General features: G+C 32.1%; 19 protein-coding genes. 10 read left to right on the top strand and 9 right to left on the bottom strand.

Annotation, left to right across the window (positions count from 1 at the left end):
* Positions 1-25: 25 nt before the first annotated feature.
* The 3 genes from EV196_RS06525 (at position 26) to EV196_RS06515 (ending at position 4,494) form a co-directional block, all read left to right on the top strand.
* On the top strand, positions 26-2,398 hold the full coding sequence (locus EV196_RS06525) for a TonB-dependent receptor (protein WP_132216409.1): 2,373 nt from the start codon (positions 26-28) through the stop codon (positions 2,396-2,398).
* A gap of 52 nt (positions 2,399-2,450) precedes the next feature.
* Positions 2,451-3,602, top strand: a complete 1,152-nt coding sequence (locus EV196_RS06520; protein ID WP_132216406.1) for a PepSY-associated TM helix domain-containing protein — start codon at positions 2,451-2,453, stop codon at positions 3,600-3,602.
* A gap of 85 nt (positions 3,603-3,687) precedes the next feature.
* Positions 3,688-4,494, top strand: coding sequence for a hypothetical protein (locus tag EV196_RS06515; protein WP_132216403.1), 807 nt, complete (start codon positions 3,688-3,690; stop codon positions 4,492-4,494).
* A gap of 81 nt (positions 4,495-4,575) precedes the next feature.
* Here the strand turns inward: EV196_RS06515 and EV196_RS06510 are convergent, their stop codons facing one another.
* A complete protein-coding gene (locus EV196_RS06510; protein ID WP_132216577.1) occupies positions 4,576-5,241 on the bottom strand; it encodes an ABC transporter ATP-binding protein in 666 nt (221 codons plus the stop codon).
* Between the two features lie 115 nt (positions 5,242-5,356).
* Between EV196_RS06510 and folE the strand changes: the two genes are divergently transcribed.
* From folE to EV196_RS06495, 3 genes are read left to right on the top strand one after another with little or no spacing between them, the layout of a single operon-like run.
* Positions 5,357-5,944, top strand: a complete 588-nt coding sequence (gene folE / locus EV196_RS06505) for a GTP cyclohydrolase I FolE (RefSeq protein WP_132216400.1) — start codon at positions 5,357-5,359, stop codon at positions 5,942-5,944.
* A gap of 49 nt (positions 5,945-5,993) precedes the next feature.
* Positions 5,994-6,512, top strand: a complete 519-nt coding sequence (locus EV196_RS06500) for a hypothetical protein (protein ID WP_132216397.1) — start codon at positions 5,994-5,996, stop codon at positions 6,510-6,512.
* A gap of 2 nt (positions 6,513-6,514) precedes the next feature.
* The gene (locus EV196_RS06495) at positions 6,515-6,802 is read left to right on the top strand and encodes a hypothetical protein (RefSeq protein ID WP_132216394.1); all 288 of its coding nucleotides are present in this window, start codon (positions 6,515-6,517) and stop codon (positions 6,800-6,802) included.
* A gap of 148 nt (positions 6,803-6,950) precedes the next feature.
* On the opposite strand, the gene EV196_RS06490 is transcribed toward EV196_RS06495, so the two are convergent.
* From EV196_RS06490 to EV196_RS06455, 8 genes are all read right to left on the bottom strand, one after another.
* Positions 6,951-9,179, bottom strand: a complete 2,229-nt coding sequence (locus EV196_RS06490) for a TonB-dependent receptor (RefSeq protein ID WP_132216391.1) — start codon at positions 9,177-9,179, stop codon at positions 6,951-6,953.
* 92 nt (positions 9,180-9,271) lie between these two features.
* On the bottom strand, positions 9,272-9,604 hold the full coding sequence (locus EV196_RS06485; RefSeq protein ID WP_165876113.1) for a hypothetical protein: 333 nt from the start codon (positions 9,602-9,604) through the stop codon (positions 9,272-9,274).
* Positions 9,605-10,099, bottom strand: a complete 495-nt coding sequence (locus tag EV196_RS06480; protein WP_132216385.1) for a DUF6787 family protein — start codon at positions 10,097-10,099, stop codon at positions 9,605-9,607.
* Positions 10,100-10,137: 38 nt separating this feature from the next.
* Complete coding sequence (locus EV196_RS06475) at positions 10,138-10,575, bottom strand: DUF6146 family protein (RefSeq protein WP_132216382.1); 438 nt, start codon at positions 10,573-10,575, stop codon at positions 10,138-10,140.
* Between the two features lie 214 nt (positions 10,576-10,789).
* Positions 10,790-11,431, bottom strand: coding sequence for a DUF937 domain-containing protein (locus tag EV196_RS06470; RefSeq protein ID WP_132216379.1), 642 nt, complete (start codon positions 11,429-11,431; stop codon positions 10,790-10,792).
* 144 nt (positions 11,432-11,575) lie between these two features.
* Positions 11,576-12,526 (bottom strand): D-2-hydroxyacid dehydrogenase, encoded by a 951-nt coding sequence (locus EV196_RS06465; RefSeq protein WP_132216376.1) that lies wholly within the window; start codon positions 12,524-12,526, stop codon positions 11,576-11,578.
* Positions 12,527-12,658: 132 nt separating this feature from the next.
* Positions 12,659-13,723: a 3-phosphoserine/phosphohydroxythreonine transaminase gene (serC, locus tag EV196_RS06460; protein WP_132216373.1), complete on the bottom strand. Its 1,065-nt coding sequence runs from the start codon at positions 13,721-13,723 to the stop codon at positions 12,659-12,661.
* A gap of 73 nt (positions 13,724-13,796) precedes the next feature.
* On the bottom strand, positions 13,797-14,858 hold the full coding sequence (locus EV196_RS06455; protein WP_132216370.1) for an acyl-CoA reductase: 1,062 nt from the start codon (positions 14,856-14,858) through the stop codon (positions 13,797-13,799).
* A 66-nt stretch (positions 14,859-14,924) separates the two neighbouring features.
* Between EV196_RS06455 and EV196_RS06450 the strand changes: the two genes are divergently transcribed.
* The 4 genes from EV196_RS06450 (at position 14,925) to EV196_RS06435 (ending at position 18,437) form a co-directional block, all read left to right on the top strand.
* Complete coding sequence (locus tag EV196_RS06450; protein ID WP_132216367.1) at positions 14,925-15,278, top strand: 4Fe-4S dicluster domain-containing protein; 354 nt, start codon at positions 14,925-14,927, stop codon at positions 15,276-15,278.
* A 671-nt stretch (positions 15,279-15,949) separates the two neighbouring features.
* Positions 15,950-17,044, top strand: a complete 1,095-nt coding sequence (gene ychF, locus EV196_RS06445; protein WP_132216364.1) for a redox-regulated ATPase YchF — start codon at positions 15,950-15,952, stop codon at positions 17,042-17,044.
* 142 nt (positions 17,045-17,186) lie between these two features.
* On the top strand, positions 17,187-17,708 hold the full coding sequence (locus EV196_RS06440; RefSeq protein WP_243652189.1) for an SRPBCC family protein: 522 nt from the start codon (positions 17,187-17,189) through the stop codon (positions 17,706-17,708).
* Between the two features lie 30 nt (positions 17,709-17,738).
* Positions 17,739-18,437 (top strand): hypothetical protein, encoded by a 699-nt coding sequence (locus EV196_RS06435; RefSeq protein ID WP_132216361.1) that lies wholly within the window; start codon positions 17,739-17,741, stop codon positions 18,435-18,437.
* Positions 18,438-18,483: the final 46 nt, after the last annotated feature.

Here is an 18,483-nt window from a genome sequence, read left to right as displayed (position 1 = left end):
TTATAACAAGTCTAAATAAAAACAGATGAAAAAACAACTAACCAGCATACTTCTTTTTTTAATCTTCAGTTACATTGGGTTTGCGCAAATCGGAACTGTTAAAGGCATTATAAAAGACCACACGAATGTTACTTTGTTCGGGGTAAATGTTATTGTTAAAAATACAGCAACAGGAACACAAACGAACGAAAAAGGTGTGTTTGAAATTTCTAATATTAAAACAGGTAATTATATATTAGCTATTTCATATTTAGGGTTTAAAACAAAAGAAATACCTTTTAAATTAAATTCAAATGAAACTATTGATATAGGAACCATCACACTTTATGAAGGTAACGAGCTGTTACAAGAAATTGTGATTGATACTGAAAGAAAAAATAAATTTTCCAGAAAGCAAAGTGCCTATGTTTCTAAAATGCCTTTAAAAAACATAGAGAACTCACAGGTTTATAACACGATAACAAACCAATTATTAATTTCCCAATCGGTTAACACTTTTGAAGATGCTTTAAAAAATGCTGCTGGTATTACTAAATTATGGTCGTCTACAGGTAGAAGTGGCGATGGTGCTGGTTATTATTCTAGCCGTGGTTTTGCTGTGCAACCACAATTAGTAAATGGTGTTGCTGGTATTACAAACGGATTTATAAACCCATCAAATGTTGAACGCGTAGAAGTTATAAAAGGACCTTCAGGAACTTTGTTTGGTAGTGCTGTAACTTCTTACGGCGGTTTAATTAACATCATCACAAAAAAACCATATAGCGGTACTGGCGGAGAAATTACAGTTTCTGGCGGTTCTTACGATTTTTCTAAACTAAATGCAGATGTTAACGTAAGTGCAAACGATAAATTATCATTACGTTTTAATGCTGGTTTTCAACAAGAACACAGTTTTCAGGATGCTGGTTTTAAAAAATCGGTATTTGTAGCGCCTTCCATTTCATATAAAGTGAATAATAACCTTGCACTTAACTTCTCTTATGAAGCTTCTGGAAATGAACAAACTAATGAAACATTTTTATTTTTAAATCGTTATGCACCATTAGCTTTTAATTCTATTGAAGATTTGAATTACGATACAAATTTATCGTTCACAAGTAATGATGTTGCTATTGAAAATATTACCCAAAACTACCGTGGCGAGGTTGCTTGGAAAATTACAGACCAATGGTCGTCTCAAACCTTAATTTCTGGAGGTTTAGCAAAATCTTTAGGGTATTATACTTATTTATGGAATGGTTCAGACAATTTATTCAATTTATACGCCCAAGATACCGATGCAAAGACTAAAACTCTTAATTTACAACAAAACTTTACGGGAATATTTAAGTTAGGAGATTTACAAAACAAATTATTAGTTGGGGTCGATTATCTGGATTATAATATTATTGATAAAAGCTCGAATTGGGGTTATTTACATACTATAAACCTTGATGGCGATTTGGTTTATGGAGAACCTGAAATCAACGAAGAAAATTTAAGAGCAGCTTTATCTGTATTAGGAAATGTTGATAGTAATATTCGTCAGAATATATTTGGTGCTTACATTTCTGATGTTATAAATATTTTGCCTTCTTTATCAATCATGGGGAGTGTGCGTTACGATATATTTGATTATCAAGGCGATAGAAAAACAGATACGGATGATGAAACAGAGTATACCGAATCAACATTTTCACCTAAATTCGGAATTGTATTTCAACCTATTCTTAATGAATTATCCATTTTTGCAAACTACCAAAATGGGTTTTCTTATTTAAATCCACAATATATTACAGATTATTCTACGGGTGAAATTTCATTACAAGCGTTTGATGTAGAGCAAGCTAACCAACTTGAAGTTGGTGTAAAATCTGATTTGTTTAACAATAAATTAGAAGCTACTTTAAGTTATTATAACATTAATGTAGATAACAAATACTATTGGGCAACGCAAACTCAAGACTTAGAAGTTAACAGTCAAGGTATAGAGTTGGAGGTAAACGCAAACCCAATAGATGGTTTAAACATTCACTCTGGTTTTAGTTATAATGATTCTGAAATTACAAAATCGCCTTCTGCTACTTTTTTAGAAGGAAATCGTTATGGGGAATCTGGTCCAGAAATTACGTATAACTTTTGGGCCGATTATAAATTCTTTAAAAATTTTGGTGTGGGTGCTGGTTTTAATGGTCAAACCAAATATGATACTATGGTTGATTATAAAGCAACAACAGGTAGTTTTTACATACCAAGTTATACTATTTTCAATTCCTCTGCTTATTATGAAAACGATAAATTCAGGATTAGTATTAAAGGAAATAACCTAGCAGATGAAACCTATTATTCTGGATGGAGTACAGTAACACCTCAGCAAAAACGTGTGTTACTAGGTACATTTACATATAAATTTTAACTTAATTAAATAAAATAAAGGCAATCATTACGGTTGCCTTTACCCGTTTAAAATGGCATATAAAAAAAGCATTCTTTGGCTACACAAAATTTTAGGATTGGCAACAGGTGTTGTTGTTTTTATTGTAGCAATTACAGGTTGTTGTTGGGCTTTTAAAGATGAAATAGAAAGTCTGTATATAGATGATTATTCTGTTGAAATTCAGAACAAACCTATTTTAACCCCTTCCGAAGTTAAAACTATTGGTAGCTCCGTTTTTCCAAATAATACGATACACGGAGCCATTTTTAATAACAGTAATGAGGCCATTGAAATCATTTTTTATGATGCTGAACCAGAATTCTATCACAGTGTTTTCCTAAATCCGTATTCTGGTAATGTGATGCATGTTGAAGACCATCTTTCTGGATTCTTTGCGTTTATTTTAAAAGGACACATGCGTTTATGGTTTCCAAAGGATATTGGTGAACAAATTGTGGGAGCCTCTATTTTAATATTCATTTTAATCATCATTTCGGGTTTTATTTTATGGATTCCAAAAAAGCGTAAAAACTTAAAACAACGTTTAAAATTCATGTGGAAACCTACAACACGTTGGAAACGTAAAAACTTCGACTTACATGCTATTGTTGGTTTTTACATCTGTTCGTTGGCTTTAATTTTGGCTTTTACAGGTTCTGTAATGTCATATAATTGGATGAAGTATGTAGTGTATAAAACAGCAGGAGGCGATAAAGTGCCACAGTTTATAATTCCACAGAATGAAAGTGAAACATTTTTAGATAGTGAAAAGTTAGCTATTGATAATTTAATTGTGAAGCTAAAACGAGAATTACCAAATGCTGTATGTTATGAATTACACTATCCAGAAACCGATTCTTCTAGTGTTTATGTTGAGGTTTCAAACAGTAAGGATATTTATTACGATGCCGATTTTCGTTTTTATGACCAAAATACCTTAAAAGAAATAGAAACTCCAGGGGTTTATGGCAAATACAGTGATGCTAAAGTAGCCGAAAAAATTCTTAGAATGAACTACGATATACATATTGGAGCCATAGGTGGTTTACCAGGAAAAATCATTGCATTTTTGGTTAGTTTGCTTACGGCAACCTTACCTGTTACAGGCATCCTTTTATGGTATGGCAGAAAGTATAAAAAAGATAATTCCACGGCACAAATACCGATAAACGGTATTAATTGACTTTAAACGGTTGTTTTTTAATGTTGAAGCAGAATAAAATAAAAAATTATAACGTTATTTAACCCATAAATAAAAATAACGTATTATGAAAAAAATGATAGTCCCCATTCTTGCACTTTTTTTTGTGAGCTGTGAAGAAGAAATACAAAACACCCTAGATTCAGCATCTGCTGTTGAAGCTTTAACTGAATATGCCATAGTAAATAATGTTTTTCAGGATGCAGGAAATAATAGTGGAGACGCTATTTTGAGTTCTGAAGATTCAGCATCTAGTTCTAAAACTAGTCAAACGAAAGCTGATGGTCCAATAATAACCATTGAACCTTTAGATTTTAGCACCTTTCCAAAAACTATAACTGTTAATTATCAAGATGGTTTTTTATGTAAAGATGGCATCACACGTAAAGGAATTGTTACTATCATTTCAACCAACTGGTATGGAATTGAAGGCAGCGAGCATACCACCACTTTTAATAATTATTACCATAACGACTATAAAGTTGAAGGGACTCATTATGCAAAAAATATGGGAGAAAATAGTGATGGTGATTTAGAATACCATGTTACCATTACAAATGGAAAAATAATTACAACAGCTGGTAAAACCATAAATTATACAGAGAATTCTACCAGAACCTGGGTAGCTGGTTCCAACACACCTCTAAATATTTGGGATGATGAATATATGTTAGATGGTACGCAATCTGGTGTAAGTTCCAAAGGTGTTACTTATACACTAACAGTTGAAGAACCATTACATTTTGTGTTATTGCCAAGAAGTATCGATTCTGGTATTCTAGATATTGATGTAGCAAGTATCAACGATATTAAATTAAATTATTCAACGTCTACAATTACCATCTTAGGAAAAACGTTTCCTTTTGGTAATTAATTGATTATTATAAAATAATAAAACAGAAAGGGTTTGCTATTAGCAAACCCTTTCTGTTTTATTTATAAATGAGTAGTTTGGTTAATTGTTGGTTATTTTCCCATCAACCATTACTAATTTTCTGTCTGCTAAATTCGCAAGTTCTTCATTGTGGGTTACAATCACGAATGTTTGTCCGAATTCGTCACGCAGTTTAAAAAACAAGCTATGTAAGTTTTCAGCACTTTCGCTATCTAAATTTCCCGAAGGTTCATCAGCAAAAATTAAATCAGGGTTGTTTATTAACGCCCTTGCTACGGCAACACGTTGTTGTTCACCGCCAGAAAGCTCGTTTGGTTTGTGGTTATAGCGATGCGATAAACCTAAAAAATCCAATAATTCTTTAGCACGTTTTTCGGCATCAGCTTTTTTAGTCCCTTTTATAAATGCTGGTAAACACGCATTTTCTAAAGCCGTGAATTCAGGTAATAATTGGTGAAACTGAAAAATAAATCCAATGTGCTCATTTCTAAACTTAGCTAAAGCTTTATCGTTAAGTCCGTTAATGCTAATATTGTTTATGGTAAGTTCATAAGGTTCTTTGGAAGACGCTTTATCTAAAGTTCCCAAAATCTGCAATAAAGTTGTTTTTCCAGCACCCGAAGCTCCAACAATAGAGATAACTTCACCTTTCTGTACATGAATATCAACACCTTTAAGTACCTCTAAATCCTTATAAAATTTATGAATGTTTTTTGCTTGAATCATACCTGTAAAATAATAGCGTGAAAATACTACTTTAAGCGGTTCTAAACAATTAAGAATTGTTTTTATTGCCATATGCTTTTTATGCTTTATATTTAATACTACAAAAACATGAACAATGCCATATAAACATTTTGAAGAATACAATATTCAGGTTACTGATGACGTAAAGGATAGATATAAACATATTATTGAAGATTTAGGTGAGAATACCCAGCGTGATGGGTTGTTAAAAACACCTGAACGAGCCGCTAAAGCCATGCAATTTTTAACACAGGGTTATAATCAAGATCCCGTTGAAATTCTTAAAAGCGCTATGTTTAAAGAAAGTTATAATGAAATGGTTATTGTAAAAGATATTGAGCTCTATTCACTTTGTGAGCACCATATTTTACCTTTTTTTGGAAAAGCGCACATTGCCTATATACCCAACGGGCAAATTGTTGGTTTAAGTAAATTACCCAGAATCGTGGATGTGTTTGCAAGACGTTTGCAAGTACAGGAACGCCTAACAGAGCAAATTTTAGATTGTATAAACGATACTTTAAACCCTCAAGGTGTTGCCGTGGTTATTGAAGCGTCGCATATGTGTATGATGATGCGTGGGGTACAAAAGCAAAACTCAACGACAACGACCTCAGGTTTTAGAGGGCAGTTTGAAAAAATTGAAACCCGAAACGAATTTCTAAAATTAATAGGGAAGTAGGTTTTGGTATGTTTTTTGTTTAACAACATATTAAGAAAACTCGTTTCTTATGAAGAACTTATTACTTTTTTTAATTTCCATAACGCTGGTTAACTGTTCAAGTAAAACAGAGAAAAAAAATATTTCTTTAATAGGAATGGAATTTAAGGAAGCAAAACAAGTTGAAAAGCTTTTCAATTACACAAAAGTAAGCGATACCGTTTTTTATGAAAATGCTAGTGATTTTGAGGCAAAACACGGAATTTTACATTTGAATAATGTCATCAATAACTTGATAATTTTTAAAAGCATTTTGTATTATGTGAATAATAATAGAAGTTTTAAGATATTAGATACTCTGATTATTACTAAACTAGATGGCTCTGAATTTGTTACAATTGGTTATTGCGAAAACAAGATGAATAATAATAACTTTATTGCATTAGTAGATAAAACCGATAGTCTCGAAATTCAAAAAATCAATAAAATTTGGTTAGCTAATGTTTCGTCTGAAAAAATAGAATTAGTAAATAATATGGATAATATTACATGCATTAATGAATGGTTTATCGATATTAATAAAAATTAAGAATGAACAAATACAGTAAATTATTATTAGGGATTCTGTTTGACGCCATAGGTTATGTATCCTTTTTAATTCCCGGTGTTGGAGAGTTTTCAGATATAGTTTGGGCACCACTTTCGGGTTGGTTAATGACTAAACTTTATAAAGGAAAATCTGGCAAAATAGCAGGAGTTATTACCTTTATTGAAGAAGCTTTACCAGGATTTGACATCATCCCATCTTTTACACTTATGTGGATTTATACCTATGTTTTTAGTAAAGAAGAAGAAAGTGTTATTGAAATTAAACAATAGAAAAACAGAGGCTATCTGAAAAGTATATTATATTTACTTTGTCAGGTTGAGCTTGTCGAAACCAATATCGATAACTAATAAGTTAAAATATTTCGACAGGCTCAATATGACACAGAATTACACTTTTCAGATAGCCTTTTTTGCTTTTTTATAAATTGTATGTTAAGCCAAAAGTAATATTTGTTCCCATATTATAAATATTATCAGGTTTTAAACGCGATAAATGATTAATATAGGCTTTGTTAGTTAAGTTAGTACCGGACAAAGTAACAGTCGCTTCATTTTTAAATAGGTTGAAACTACCAACTATTCCAGCACTAAGTAAACTATACCCACTGCTGCTTGTTTCAAACGCACTTATGTTGTTTTGGCTAAATGTTGTTGTTAATTTTACAAATGAATAGCCTTTTTTTAACCACGTTTTTTCAAACTCAACTCGTAATAAATTGGTTAATGAATTTGCAGGAATTAAAGGTAAATAAGTGTCATCAGTTTTTTCTCCGGTAACGGTTTCAAAACTACTTTCAATATGTAACCAATCTAACGGATGTGGATGAAAATGTAACCCAATTTCACCACCATATAAATTAGCATCATCTTGAAGATAAAGATAAACAGGGTCTTCATTGATTGTATTTCCGTTAGGAGATAAAAAAATGTAGTTATTAATTTTGTTATAAAATCCGTTTATAAAAAACTCAACGTGCTCGTTTTTAAATTCTAAAGCGATATCTGTTTGGAAATTTTGCTCGCTTTTTAAGTCAGGATTACCAACTTCATAACGGTTGGTACCTTCATGCGAACCATCAGAAGTCAATTCAGATAAGTTTGGCGCTCTAAAACCTGTGGCTAAATTTACTCGGGCAGTGAATTTTTTAAAAATATCGGTTTTAATTCCAAAGGCACCATTAAAACTATTAAAGTCTTTTTGCAAACCAGAAACAACTTTTATATTTCTGTTATCAAATCGAGCACCAAATTGAATGCCTACTTTTTCAAAGTGGATATGTGATGTTGCCAAAACACCAATATCATTAGTAGTCGCATTTGGAATAAGTTGTTCTTCACCGTAATTGCTGTTAACCTGGTTCATACCTTGAACCCCAACAATGGTTTCAAACTTTCCTAGTTCTGGTAGGTTGTATTTTACATCATAATTAGCTGTTTTTAGCTTCATATGAAGTGCTGCTTCTAAAATTTCATCGTCATGATCTTCTTCATGTTCCTCTTCATGCTCATCTTCATCCTCATCATGGTGGTGTTCCTCAAATTCTTTTCTATCATTATAGAGATATCCTAAATTGATATCTAAACGGGAATTATTTAAGAAGACTGTTGATTTTGAACTAAAAATGTGATTTGTAATATTTTGATAAGGAAGCAAAGGCGTTTTTAAAGTAGATTGTTCGCCAATACCTTCAGGAATTCCAAGTTTTGAATTATTTACATTATAACGAAATTCCGTTTTAAAATTATTGTTTTGGTAGCCCATACCTGCTTTAAAGTCTTGTTCTCTAAAACGGGTATTTGTAACCCGGTAGTCGTCTGTTTTATAATCGGCATGTTCGGCTAAACTTCCTCTAAATAGAAATTTAAAATGATCATCAGACGATTTATAACCTACATTTGTGTTGAAACCTTGGGTGTTGCTAAAGTAATTACCATTAAAATCGGCATGCGATGTATTGCTTTCGGCAAATTTTTCGGGGTTTAAATATAACACACCACCAAGCGCATCGCTACCATAGAGTAGGGATGCGGGGCCTTTTATAACTTCAACACTTTCAATACCAGAATCGCTAAGTCCTAATCCGTGCTCGTCTCCAAATTGCTGATTTTCCAGTCTCACGCCTTGCGCATACACCAAAACGCGATTGGAACTTAACCCACGAATAACGGGCTTTCCAATACTTAAACCAGTGGTAATACTTTCTACACCCGCAATATTGGTAATCCCGTCCGATAAGTTTACGGCACCGTTTGCTTTTAGATTTTTTATGGTTTCGTGTTCCACCTTCATAACGTTATCACTTTGAAGTTTATGGAACGGCGTAGAAACTATAATGGCTTCCATTTCAATAGCCGAAGGATTTAAACTTATTTCTAAATTTGTGATGTTGGGAATTTTTAGGTTTACAGATTTTGTTTCGTAACCTAATATAGAAACTAATATTTTGTAATTTCCTGAAGGTAAATTTTCTATTTTAAAATTACCGTTTTCATTGGTAGATGTACCTTTTTCAATATCAATAAAGTACACGCTGGCATCCATTAAACCTTGTTTTGTGTTGGCGTCAACAACTGTGCCTTTTATTGAATTTTGTGCATATAAGTTTGCGACTGCTAAAAATAGCAATGCATTTATGAATAATTTCATTTATTATTGTTTTTTTTAATTTCCGTGAAAACGGAAATATATTAATTTAATAATGTTTTGATACTGAAAATGTTCCAGTGAATTTGTAATTATTAAACTAATGAAGGAGGCCCCCGAAGTGCTGTTTGTAAGCGTTGAAATTTACTTAAAAATTGATATTGCGACACCATTTTTAAGCTGTTTTCTTGAGGGCAAATAAATACGAAATTAGAAAAAGTAATGGTGTACGAAGTGCTTAATTTGAATTTGTAAAAATCACAATCAGGATTGATTTCGTGCAAGTGAGTAGATTTTTCGCCTTTACAAATATCATGTTTATGATGTGCGAAAATATGAGCAAATTTATAAACAGCAGGAACTAATAACGTTAATGCAAGCATTACTATTATTGTTTTGAAAACGATATGTTCCTTTATTTTTTGCATTTAATCTATTAGACGTTTTAATCCTATACGCCTTAACATTTTTTTCTCAAAATTCCAGAAAAACTTAAATTGACCAAATAGCCAACCAATCAATACAAGTAATATTTGATAAAAAATGAAGCCAATTATAATATATAAAACCCAATAAAGAAAAGGGTTTAGGTTTTCTTTAGTAATGCCAATAAATTTTATAATAGGTCTGCTAATAAATAAAGATGAAGAACCAGTAACTGCAAATACAAGAAAAATGCTAATCATTTCCCATTTATAATTTACTTCCCATTTATTTTCCAATTTATTAAAAATGAAAAGTGTGAACTTTAATAATAAAAAAAAGATAACGGCACTTAAAAAAATATTGAATGCCATATTAAATTCTTTTAGAAAAAGGTAGGACAATTTATAAGAAGAATAAGCTAAAACAGTTATCCCCAAAGCGGGAAATAGCAGTTGCCAATTTTGTTCAATATCCCAACGTTCTTTTAATTTATCCAAAAATTATTATTTAGAAAGGCAAAAGTAAGTAAACAAGTTTAAATTCTAGGAACAAAACTTCCCAATCTTTGTTTGTAGGTAAGTTGAAAATAGATAAAGTAGTTATATAACTTGTAGTTTACTTCATATCCATAATCGATACCTGGTTGGTAATCAATCTGCATTTCATATAAATTAGGGTCGTATCGCTGAGGTTGTAAAACACGTTGATTCCATTCTATAACATATTGGTAATTCCTGGTTTCCATATATTGTTGGGAATAAAAACCTTCGGGTTTAGCTGTACTTGCTAACCAAAAATTAAAACCTGGTTCTATGATAATAATTTGGTATTCTAATTCATCATTAGAAATACTTACAGTATCGCTTAGTTTTGCGTTTTCAAGTTTCTCGTCTGTTTGAGATGTTGTATTTTTAGTTGTACTACAACTAAAAATTAAAAAACAAGTTAATACTATGGAAGCTAAAGTTTTCATGAGTGTATGTTTTATGTTATAGTCAAAACTATGCTTTAGTGTTGTAAAATAAAAGTTACAATTAGTGAATGGTGCTTTTCAGTTAGTAAAGTAGTCTTATCAATATATCTAAAATTACAAAAAACGTTCCTTAAATAGTTGTTTCTGAAGTGGTTTAACAAAAAAAAACGTCAAACTATTAAGTTTGACGTTTCTAAATTTATGAGTTAATGTGTTATTTGCCACCAAAAAGACCACCTAGTAAGCCACCAAGTCCGCCTTTCTTTTTATCGCCACCTAATACCATGCCTGCAACATCGTCAATAATACTACCATCACCATCGGCATCCAGAATAGATTCTAAAAAGCTTTGCTCATTTTTAGCAGAACTACCACCAAGTAGTCCTCCTAATAGGCTTTCAATACCATTGGCACTATTTACATTTTCCTGTTTTGCTTTGTTACCCAAAACTCCCATTAAAATAGGTGCAGCTACTTTTAATATTTGCGCCACTGAACCTGCATCAATTCCAGATTTTTGACTAATTGCATTTTGAACATTTTGCTGTTTTCCGCCTAATACATGTCCTAAAATTTTGCTTCCATCATCCAAAACATTTGTGTCTACACCACCACTAAATAAACCTCCAAGGTTATCTAAAATACTTCCATCATGTTTACCACTATTTAAAGCACCAAGTAATCCTTCCGCTCCTTGAGGCGTAGAGGCATTACGTTTCATAGCCGCCATTAAAACTGGTAAGGCCATAGTTAATACATCTTGTGTTTTGTTAGCGGGTTGATTGGTTTGATTAGAAACACCATTAACAATGGTTTTACCAAGGTCGCTGTTTAATAAGTCTAAAATTCCTGACATGTTTTTTATATTTAAGATTTATGATTTACGGTTTTTGAACTTTTCACTTTTCACTTTTTTCACTTCGGCAGTTCAAGGTACAAAAAAAGTCCCAACTATAAGTTAGGACTCCATTTTATGCAATAGGTCACAATTTTTTATGACTTATTTTAAGATACTAATTATTTGTTCTGCTAATTCAGTACCAATTCTATCTTGTGCTTCGTTAGTTGCAGCACCAGTATGTGGTGTTAAAGATAAACATGAATTCATTAATAATTGCATTTCTGGTTTTGGTTCGTTTTCAAAAACATCTAAAGCAGCACCCGCTACTTTTCCGCTTTCAATAGCTTTTACTAAAGCTAATTCATCTACCACACCACCACGAGCTGCATTTGCAATAAACACGCCTTTTTTCATTATTTCAAATTCTGGAGCACCAATAACGTATTCTTTTTGGGCTGGAACGTGTAAGGTGATAAAATCGGCTTGTTTTAAAACGTCTTCTTTAGAAATGGTTTTAATTTCAAAGTTCACTTTTTGACCATCGAAGAAATCTAATTCTAAATTAGCTTTTTCCATAAATGGATCGAAAGCAATAACTTTCATACCAGCACCTAAAGCAACTTTAGCGGTAGCTTGACCAATACGTCCAAAACCTAAAACGCCTAAGGTTTTACCTTTAAGCTCTACGCCTTTAGCATATGCTTTTTTAAGTTTCCCAAAGTTAGCATCACCTTCTAAAGGCATATCTCTGTTTGAGTTATGTAAAAAACGTGCTAATCCGTAAAAATGACCAAATACTAATTCAGCCACAGAATGCGATGAAGAAGCAGGTGTATTGATAACGTGTAAACCTTTGCTTTTTGCATAATCTACATCAATGTTATCCATACCAACACCACCACGACCAATAATCTTGATACTTGGGCAAGCATCAATTAAGTCTTTGCGTACTGTTGTTGCACTACGTACTAATATAACATCAATTTTATTTTCATTTATGTAATTTGCCAATTGCTCTTGTGCAACTGTAGTAGTAATTACCTCAAAACCTCCTTGTTCAAGAGCTTCTTTACCAGTTTGAGAAATACCGTCGTTTGCTAATACTTTCATTTTTTATGTTTAAAGTTTAAAGTTTAAAAGTTTAAAGTTGTAATAACCTTCACTTTCACTTCAATTTATAATTTTATTTTTTTATCGCTTTTGAGTAAGCACTGCAAACTGCAACTGCTTACTGCAAACTTTTTATGCTTTACTTTCCAATTCGCTCATTACTTCAACAAGTGCTTTTACACTTTCTATTGGTAATGCGTTGTACATAGATGCTCTGTAACCACCAACACTTCTGTGTCCGTTTACGCCGCTAATTCCTGCTTCTTTAAGCATAGTTTCGAAGGTTTCCTTTAAATTTTCATTCTCTAAAGTAAATGTAGCATTCATGATAGAGCGATCTTCTTTTGCAGCAAAGCCTTTGAATAATGGATTAAGATCTATTTCAGAATACATTAAACGTGCTTTATCTTCATTCAATTTTTCAATACCTTTAATACCACCAAGATTTTTTAACCATTCTAAAGTTAGCATAGAAGTGTAAACTGAAAATACTGGAGGTGTATTGTACATACTGCCATTATCAATATGGATTTTGTAATCCATGATAGAAGGAATGTTACGAGATACTTTACCTAAAATTTCTTCTTTAACAACCACTAGCGTCGCACCTGCAGGTCCCATATTTTTTTGAGCACCAGCATATATGATTCCAAATTTAGAGAAATCTATATCACGTGAAAAAATATCGCTACTCATATCGCAAACCATAGGGATTGGTGAGTTAGGGAATGATTTTATTTGAGTTCCAAAAATGGTATTGTTTGAAGTACAATGGAAATAATCGTAATCTTCAGGAATATCGTAAGATTTTGGAATGTAATTGAAGTTTGCGTCTTTAGAGGATGCTACTTCGTAAATATCATCTAATTTTTTAGCTTCTTTTATAGCTTTGGCACTCCAAGCGCCTGTATTTAAGTAACCAGCTCTTTTTTCCAAAAGATTCATGGCAACCATTAAAAATTGCGTACTAGCTCCACCTTGTAAAAACAATGCTTTGTAGCCCTTGCCTTCTAATCCCATAAGTTCTAAAACTAATGCTCTGGCTTGTTCCATGACATCAATAAAACCTTTGCTTCTATGGGAGATTTCTAAAATAGATAATCCTTCATTGTTAAAATCAAGGACTGCCTGAGAGGATTTAAGGATTACTTCTTGTGGTAATATACTTGGTCCTGCACTAAAGTTATGTTTTTTCATGTGTGTTGTGAAATTTAAAGATGCAAAGTTGCTAATTAATTAGAAAAATAATGCTAAAAATTCAATAATTTTTTTATTGAATTGCTAACAAAAATTCAATAGAATCGACACTATCCGCATAATCCCAAAGTTCTGGTTTTTGTGTGGCCCCAAATGCAATTTCGTTTTCTGTAAAACCATTGGAAACAATGCACTGAATTTGTCCTTCATCAGCCCTTAATTTTTCATTTAATTGATTAACATCATCATAAAATTCGTAAAAAATTGTCGCTATGGGCGATGCGTAGCTTGCATCTTCTTTAATCATTAAAAAACCATTTTCGAGCATATCAAATTCACTCATTAAATATACCGCTTTATTATAATCGTAATTATTGGCATATTTCGCTTTTTCAATAATGGGGCTCCAATGGTACATACCGTTAAAAAAGGCATCAAAATTGTAGTTTTTAGGTATAAATAGCTTCGATACATTTCTGCAACCCAAGCCATAATATCTAAAAATATCTTCGGCTAAGTTTTTAAAATCAGCTTCCGTTTCGTTTCCGGTTAAAACGGCTACCGAATTTCTGTTATTTCTAATAATAGAAGGTTTTCCTTTAAAATAATATTCAAAATAGCGTGCCGTGTTATTGCTTCCTGTGGCAATAACGGCATCAAAATTTTCAACTTTAGCTTCGGTGAAAGTGATTTTTCCTTTAAAAGTTGGTTCAACGTATTCCAAATATTTAGCTAAATAGGGCAGTAGGTGTTTGTCGTTTGATGATTGCTTTACCAAGACCTTATGACCTGTGACAAGCACCGATAAAAAATCGTGAAAGCCCACCAACGGAATATTCCCAGCCATAATAATAGCTACTTGTTTTTGCGAAACTGTAGTCATATTATAAGGAGTGAGCCATTTGGTTAAATTATCGTGGGTTAAAGCTTCTACCCAGCCTTTTATAGCGAATGCGATGTTTTCTTTTGTGAACCATCCGTTATGTTCTTCTGCTAATTTTAATTGATGCTTAAAACCATCAAAAAACAACTCGTTGTGTTCAATAGTATCCTTTTTTTGAATACTTTCATTAGAAAATTGACTTAAAAAATCTCCTAATTTCACAAATGCGTTAATTCTTTGGTGTAATTGCATGCTTAATTTGGTTTTGAATAGTTTTGGCGTTATTTTTGTCCGACAAAGTTAAAAAGAAAAAATGCTATGGCAATTATTATAACAGACGAATGTATAAATTGTGGTGCTTGCGAACCTGAGTGCCCAAACACAGCAATATATGAAGGCGCAGACGATTGGCGTTACAAAGACGGTACCAGTTTAAATGGTAAAGTTGTTTTAACAAATGGTGCTGAGGTTGATGCAGATGAAGCTCAAGTGCCTGTAAGTGATGAGATTTACTATATTGTACCCGATAAATGTACAGAATGTAAAGGGTTCCATGATGAGCCACAATGTGCGGCGGTTTGCCCTGTTGATTGTTGTGTGCCTGATGATGACCATGTTGAAACTGAAGAACAGCTTTTAGCTAAACAACGTTTTATGCACCCAGAAGAATAGTCGATATTCGACCTTATTATAAAATGAATCCTGAGCGTTTGCTTGGGATTTTTTTTGCTTTATGTTTTTAAAAAAGCTTTTGTTCTTGTGGGTAAATTTTTAATATATTCGTAATTGTACAATATAATTGTTAACAATTGTACTTTAAATAGATAAATATTGCTGAATTGAGTTCTGAAAAAAATAGAATGTAATATTAGATTGTTGTCGTTAAAAATACAAACATCGTTGGATTTTGAATATTTTTAAACTTCTATTAATAAACTGAATAAGTCTTTTTTAGGTTTTTAAAATAATAAGCGAATTGACTTGTTTAATATTTCGACACCTTTTGAGCAGTTGCTTCCAAAACAATTGTGACTTTTTAGAAAGATAATTTTAAAAATTAATAGCAGAGATTCAAGTTGGGAGCTTACATTAATACATGCTTTGGTAATAATCTCCTCAATAATTTGGTCTTTTGTTGCCTATATAAATTTCGCCTAATTTATTAAAAAAATCATATTATTATTCCATTGTATCCATAACGATTAAGTAATACCAATGTTATAAAATATAAATTAATTTAGATATGGTAATGTTATACTGTAAATAATTAATGAAATAACTACATTTGCACTCGCAAAACTAAAAAAGTAGGTTTTGCATTTATTCTTTTAATATTATTATACATGAAAGCAGGCATTGTAGGATTACCAAATGTAGGGAAATCAACGTTATTCAATTGTTTATCAAACGCTAAAGCGCAAAGTGCAAACTTTCCGTTTTGTACCATAGAGCCTAATATAGGTGTGGTAAATGTACCAGATAAACGTTTAGAAAAATTGACCGAATTGGTTAATCCCGTGCGTGTGCAACCAGCAACTGTAGAGATTGTTGATATTGCAGGCTTGGTAAAAGGTGCTAGTAAAGGTGAAGGTTTAGGAAACCAGTTTTTGGCAAATATTCGCGAAACCGATGCTATTTTACACGTATTGCGTTGTTTTGATAATGATAATATTGTGCATGTTGATGGCCATGTAAACCCCATTCGTGATAAGGAAACTATCGATATGGAATTGCAGCTTAAAGACCTTGAAACCGTTGATAAAAAACTTGAAAAAGTAAAACGTGCTGCTAAAACAGGAAATAAAGAGGCTCAAAAAGAAGAGGCGGTTTTATTAAAAATAAAAACGAATTTAGAAGCAGGAATTTCTGTGCGTGCTTTAGAATTTACCGAGGATGAATATGAAGATTTCGTAAAACCTTCACAATTTATTACAGAAAAACCAGTCATGTATGTATGTAATGTAGATGAAGCATCGGCGGTTTCTGGTAATAAATATGTTGATTTAGTAAAAGAAGCCGTTAAAGATGAAAATGCTGAAGTATTATTTTTAGCTGTTGGAACAGAGGCTGATATCACCGAATTAGATGATTACGAAGAACGCCAAATGTTCTTACAAGATATTGGTTTGGACGAGCCGGGTTCTGCTAAATTAATTCGTTCAGCTTACAAACTATTAAAACAACAAACATATTTCACGGCAGGCGTTAAGGAAGTACGTGCTTGGACTATTGATATAGGCGCCACGGCTCCACAAGCAGCAGGCGTTATTCATACCGATTTTGAAAAAGGATTTATTAGAGCCGAAGTAATTGGTTATGAGGATTATGTGTCTTTTGGAAGTGAATCCAAAGTTAAAGAAGCAGGTAAAATGCGTGTTGAAGGAAAAAATTACATTGTAAAGGATGGTGATGTAATGCATTTCTTGTTCAATGTGTAATGTATTTTTACTTGACTTTATCGACTAAAAGCAATTTTTTAAATTTTCTGTAAATTTTTTGTGATATAAAACTAATAAATGTAAGTGAATTTATATTTTTGGGTACACGTTGTAATATTATTACCCCAAATTATAAATTGCTATGTCTCTCATTAAAATAAAAACGCTTATTGAAGCTGATGTCAAAACATGTTTTGATTTAGCTCGAAATATCGATGTTCATCAGGAATCTTTAAAGTATTCGGAAGAAATTGCGATAGCTGGAAGAACATCGGGTCTAATAGAATTAAATGAATCTGTTACATGGGAGGCCAAACATTTTGGATTTGTACAGCATCTTACTTCTAAAATTACCGAATATAAATATCCAAATTATTTCATTGATGAAATGGTTGCTGGTGCATTCAAATCTTTTAAACATAAACACGTTTTCATCGAAAAGGGTAATAAAACATTAATGATTGATGTTTTTTACTTTGAAGTACCCTATGGTTTTTTAGGTAAACTTATAGATGTTTTGTTTATAAAAAGATATATGACGAAACTTTTAAAAAAAAGGAATACTTTTTTAAAAATGTATGCAGAGAAAATGAACTCGATTTCTCGACAAAAAGCACTACAAAATAGTATGTATGGTCTAAATGATGTTTTCATTCGTATTTAATTCTAGTGAACTAAATACAACCTCAAATTTATGAATGCAAAACAATCACTTTTAACACTTTTATTAGTTGTGTACACCGTCTTATCCTACGCACAAATAGATGGTAATAAACACGACTTTTCAGTAGGTATTTCAACAGGTTATAATCGCGGATTAGGCTTTCAAATTAGCTTGACGGCTTTAAAACCTTTAGAAACTCTACCCGTACAAATGCGTTTAGGTATTGGAATAACTAGTTTAAATCCAGGAAATTCTGCCGATGCAAGACGTATTTTTATAAACAATGCGACCAATGGCGTTCCTGAAGAAAAAGCCAGAGCTTTTGATTATAGATTTGATTTTATGTTCGATTCCAACGTTCTTAATTTAGAAAACTCAAAGTTGGTTTTTGGCCCTCGCTATTCTAGTTTTAAAGCTAATTTTAAATATGTTGGAGGTAATGAAGATTTTGATGTAACCTCCAAACAATTTGGTGTTGGTTTAGGTTTGGAAAGTCAATTTAAAATGAACAGAAAGCTAAATTTAATAGCTGCTGTAGGGTTGGATTATTTTTTCAATAATACCCTAAAGGGTCATGATACATCATATAGTCCAGATGATGATAATGTGAATCCAAGAAATGATAATGCTAATGATAATGTTGAGTTTACGTATAAAGAAGCAAACAAGGCCATTAAACAACCAAGTCTAATGCCTAGGGTTTTTATAGGCGTTGTATATGCACTATAGAACATAAAATAGAATTTTATAAAAGCCTAATGCGTAAAAAACATTA

It is taken from the genome of Mariniflexile fucanivorans (assembly GCF_004341235.1).
In the GTDB taxonomy this organism is placed as follows: domain Bacteria; phylum Bacteroidota; class Bacteroidia; order Flavobacteriales; family Flavobacteriaceae; genus Mariniflexile; species Mariniflexile fucanivorans.
This window is presented reverse-complemented; position numbering and strand designations above follow the sequence as displayed.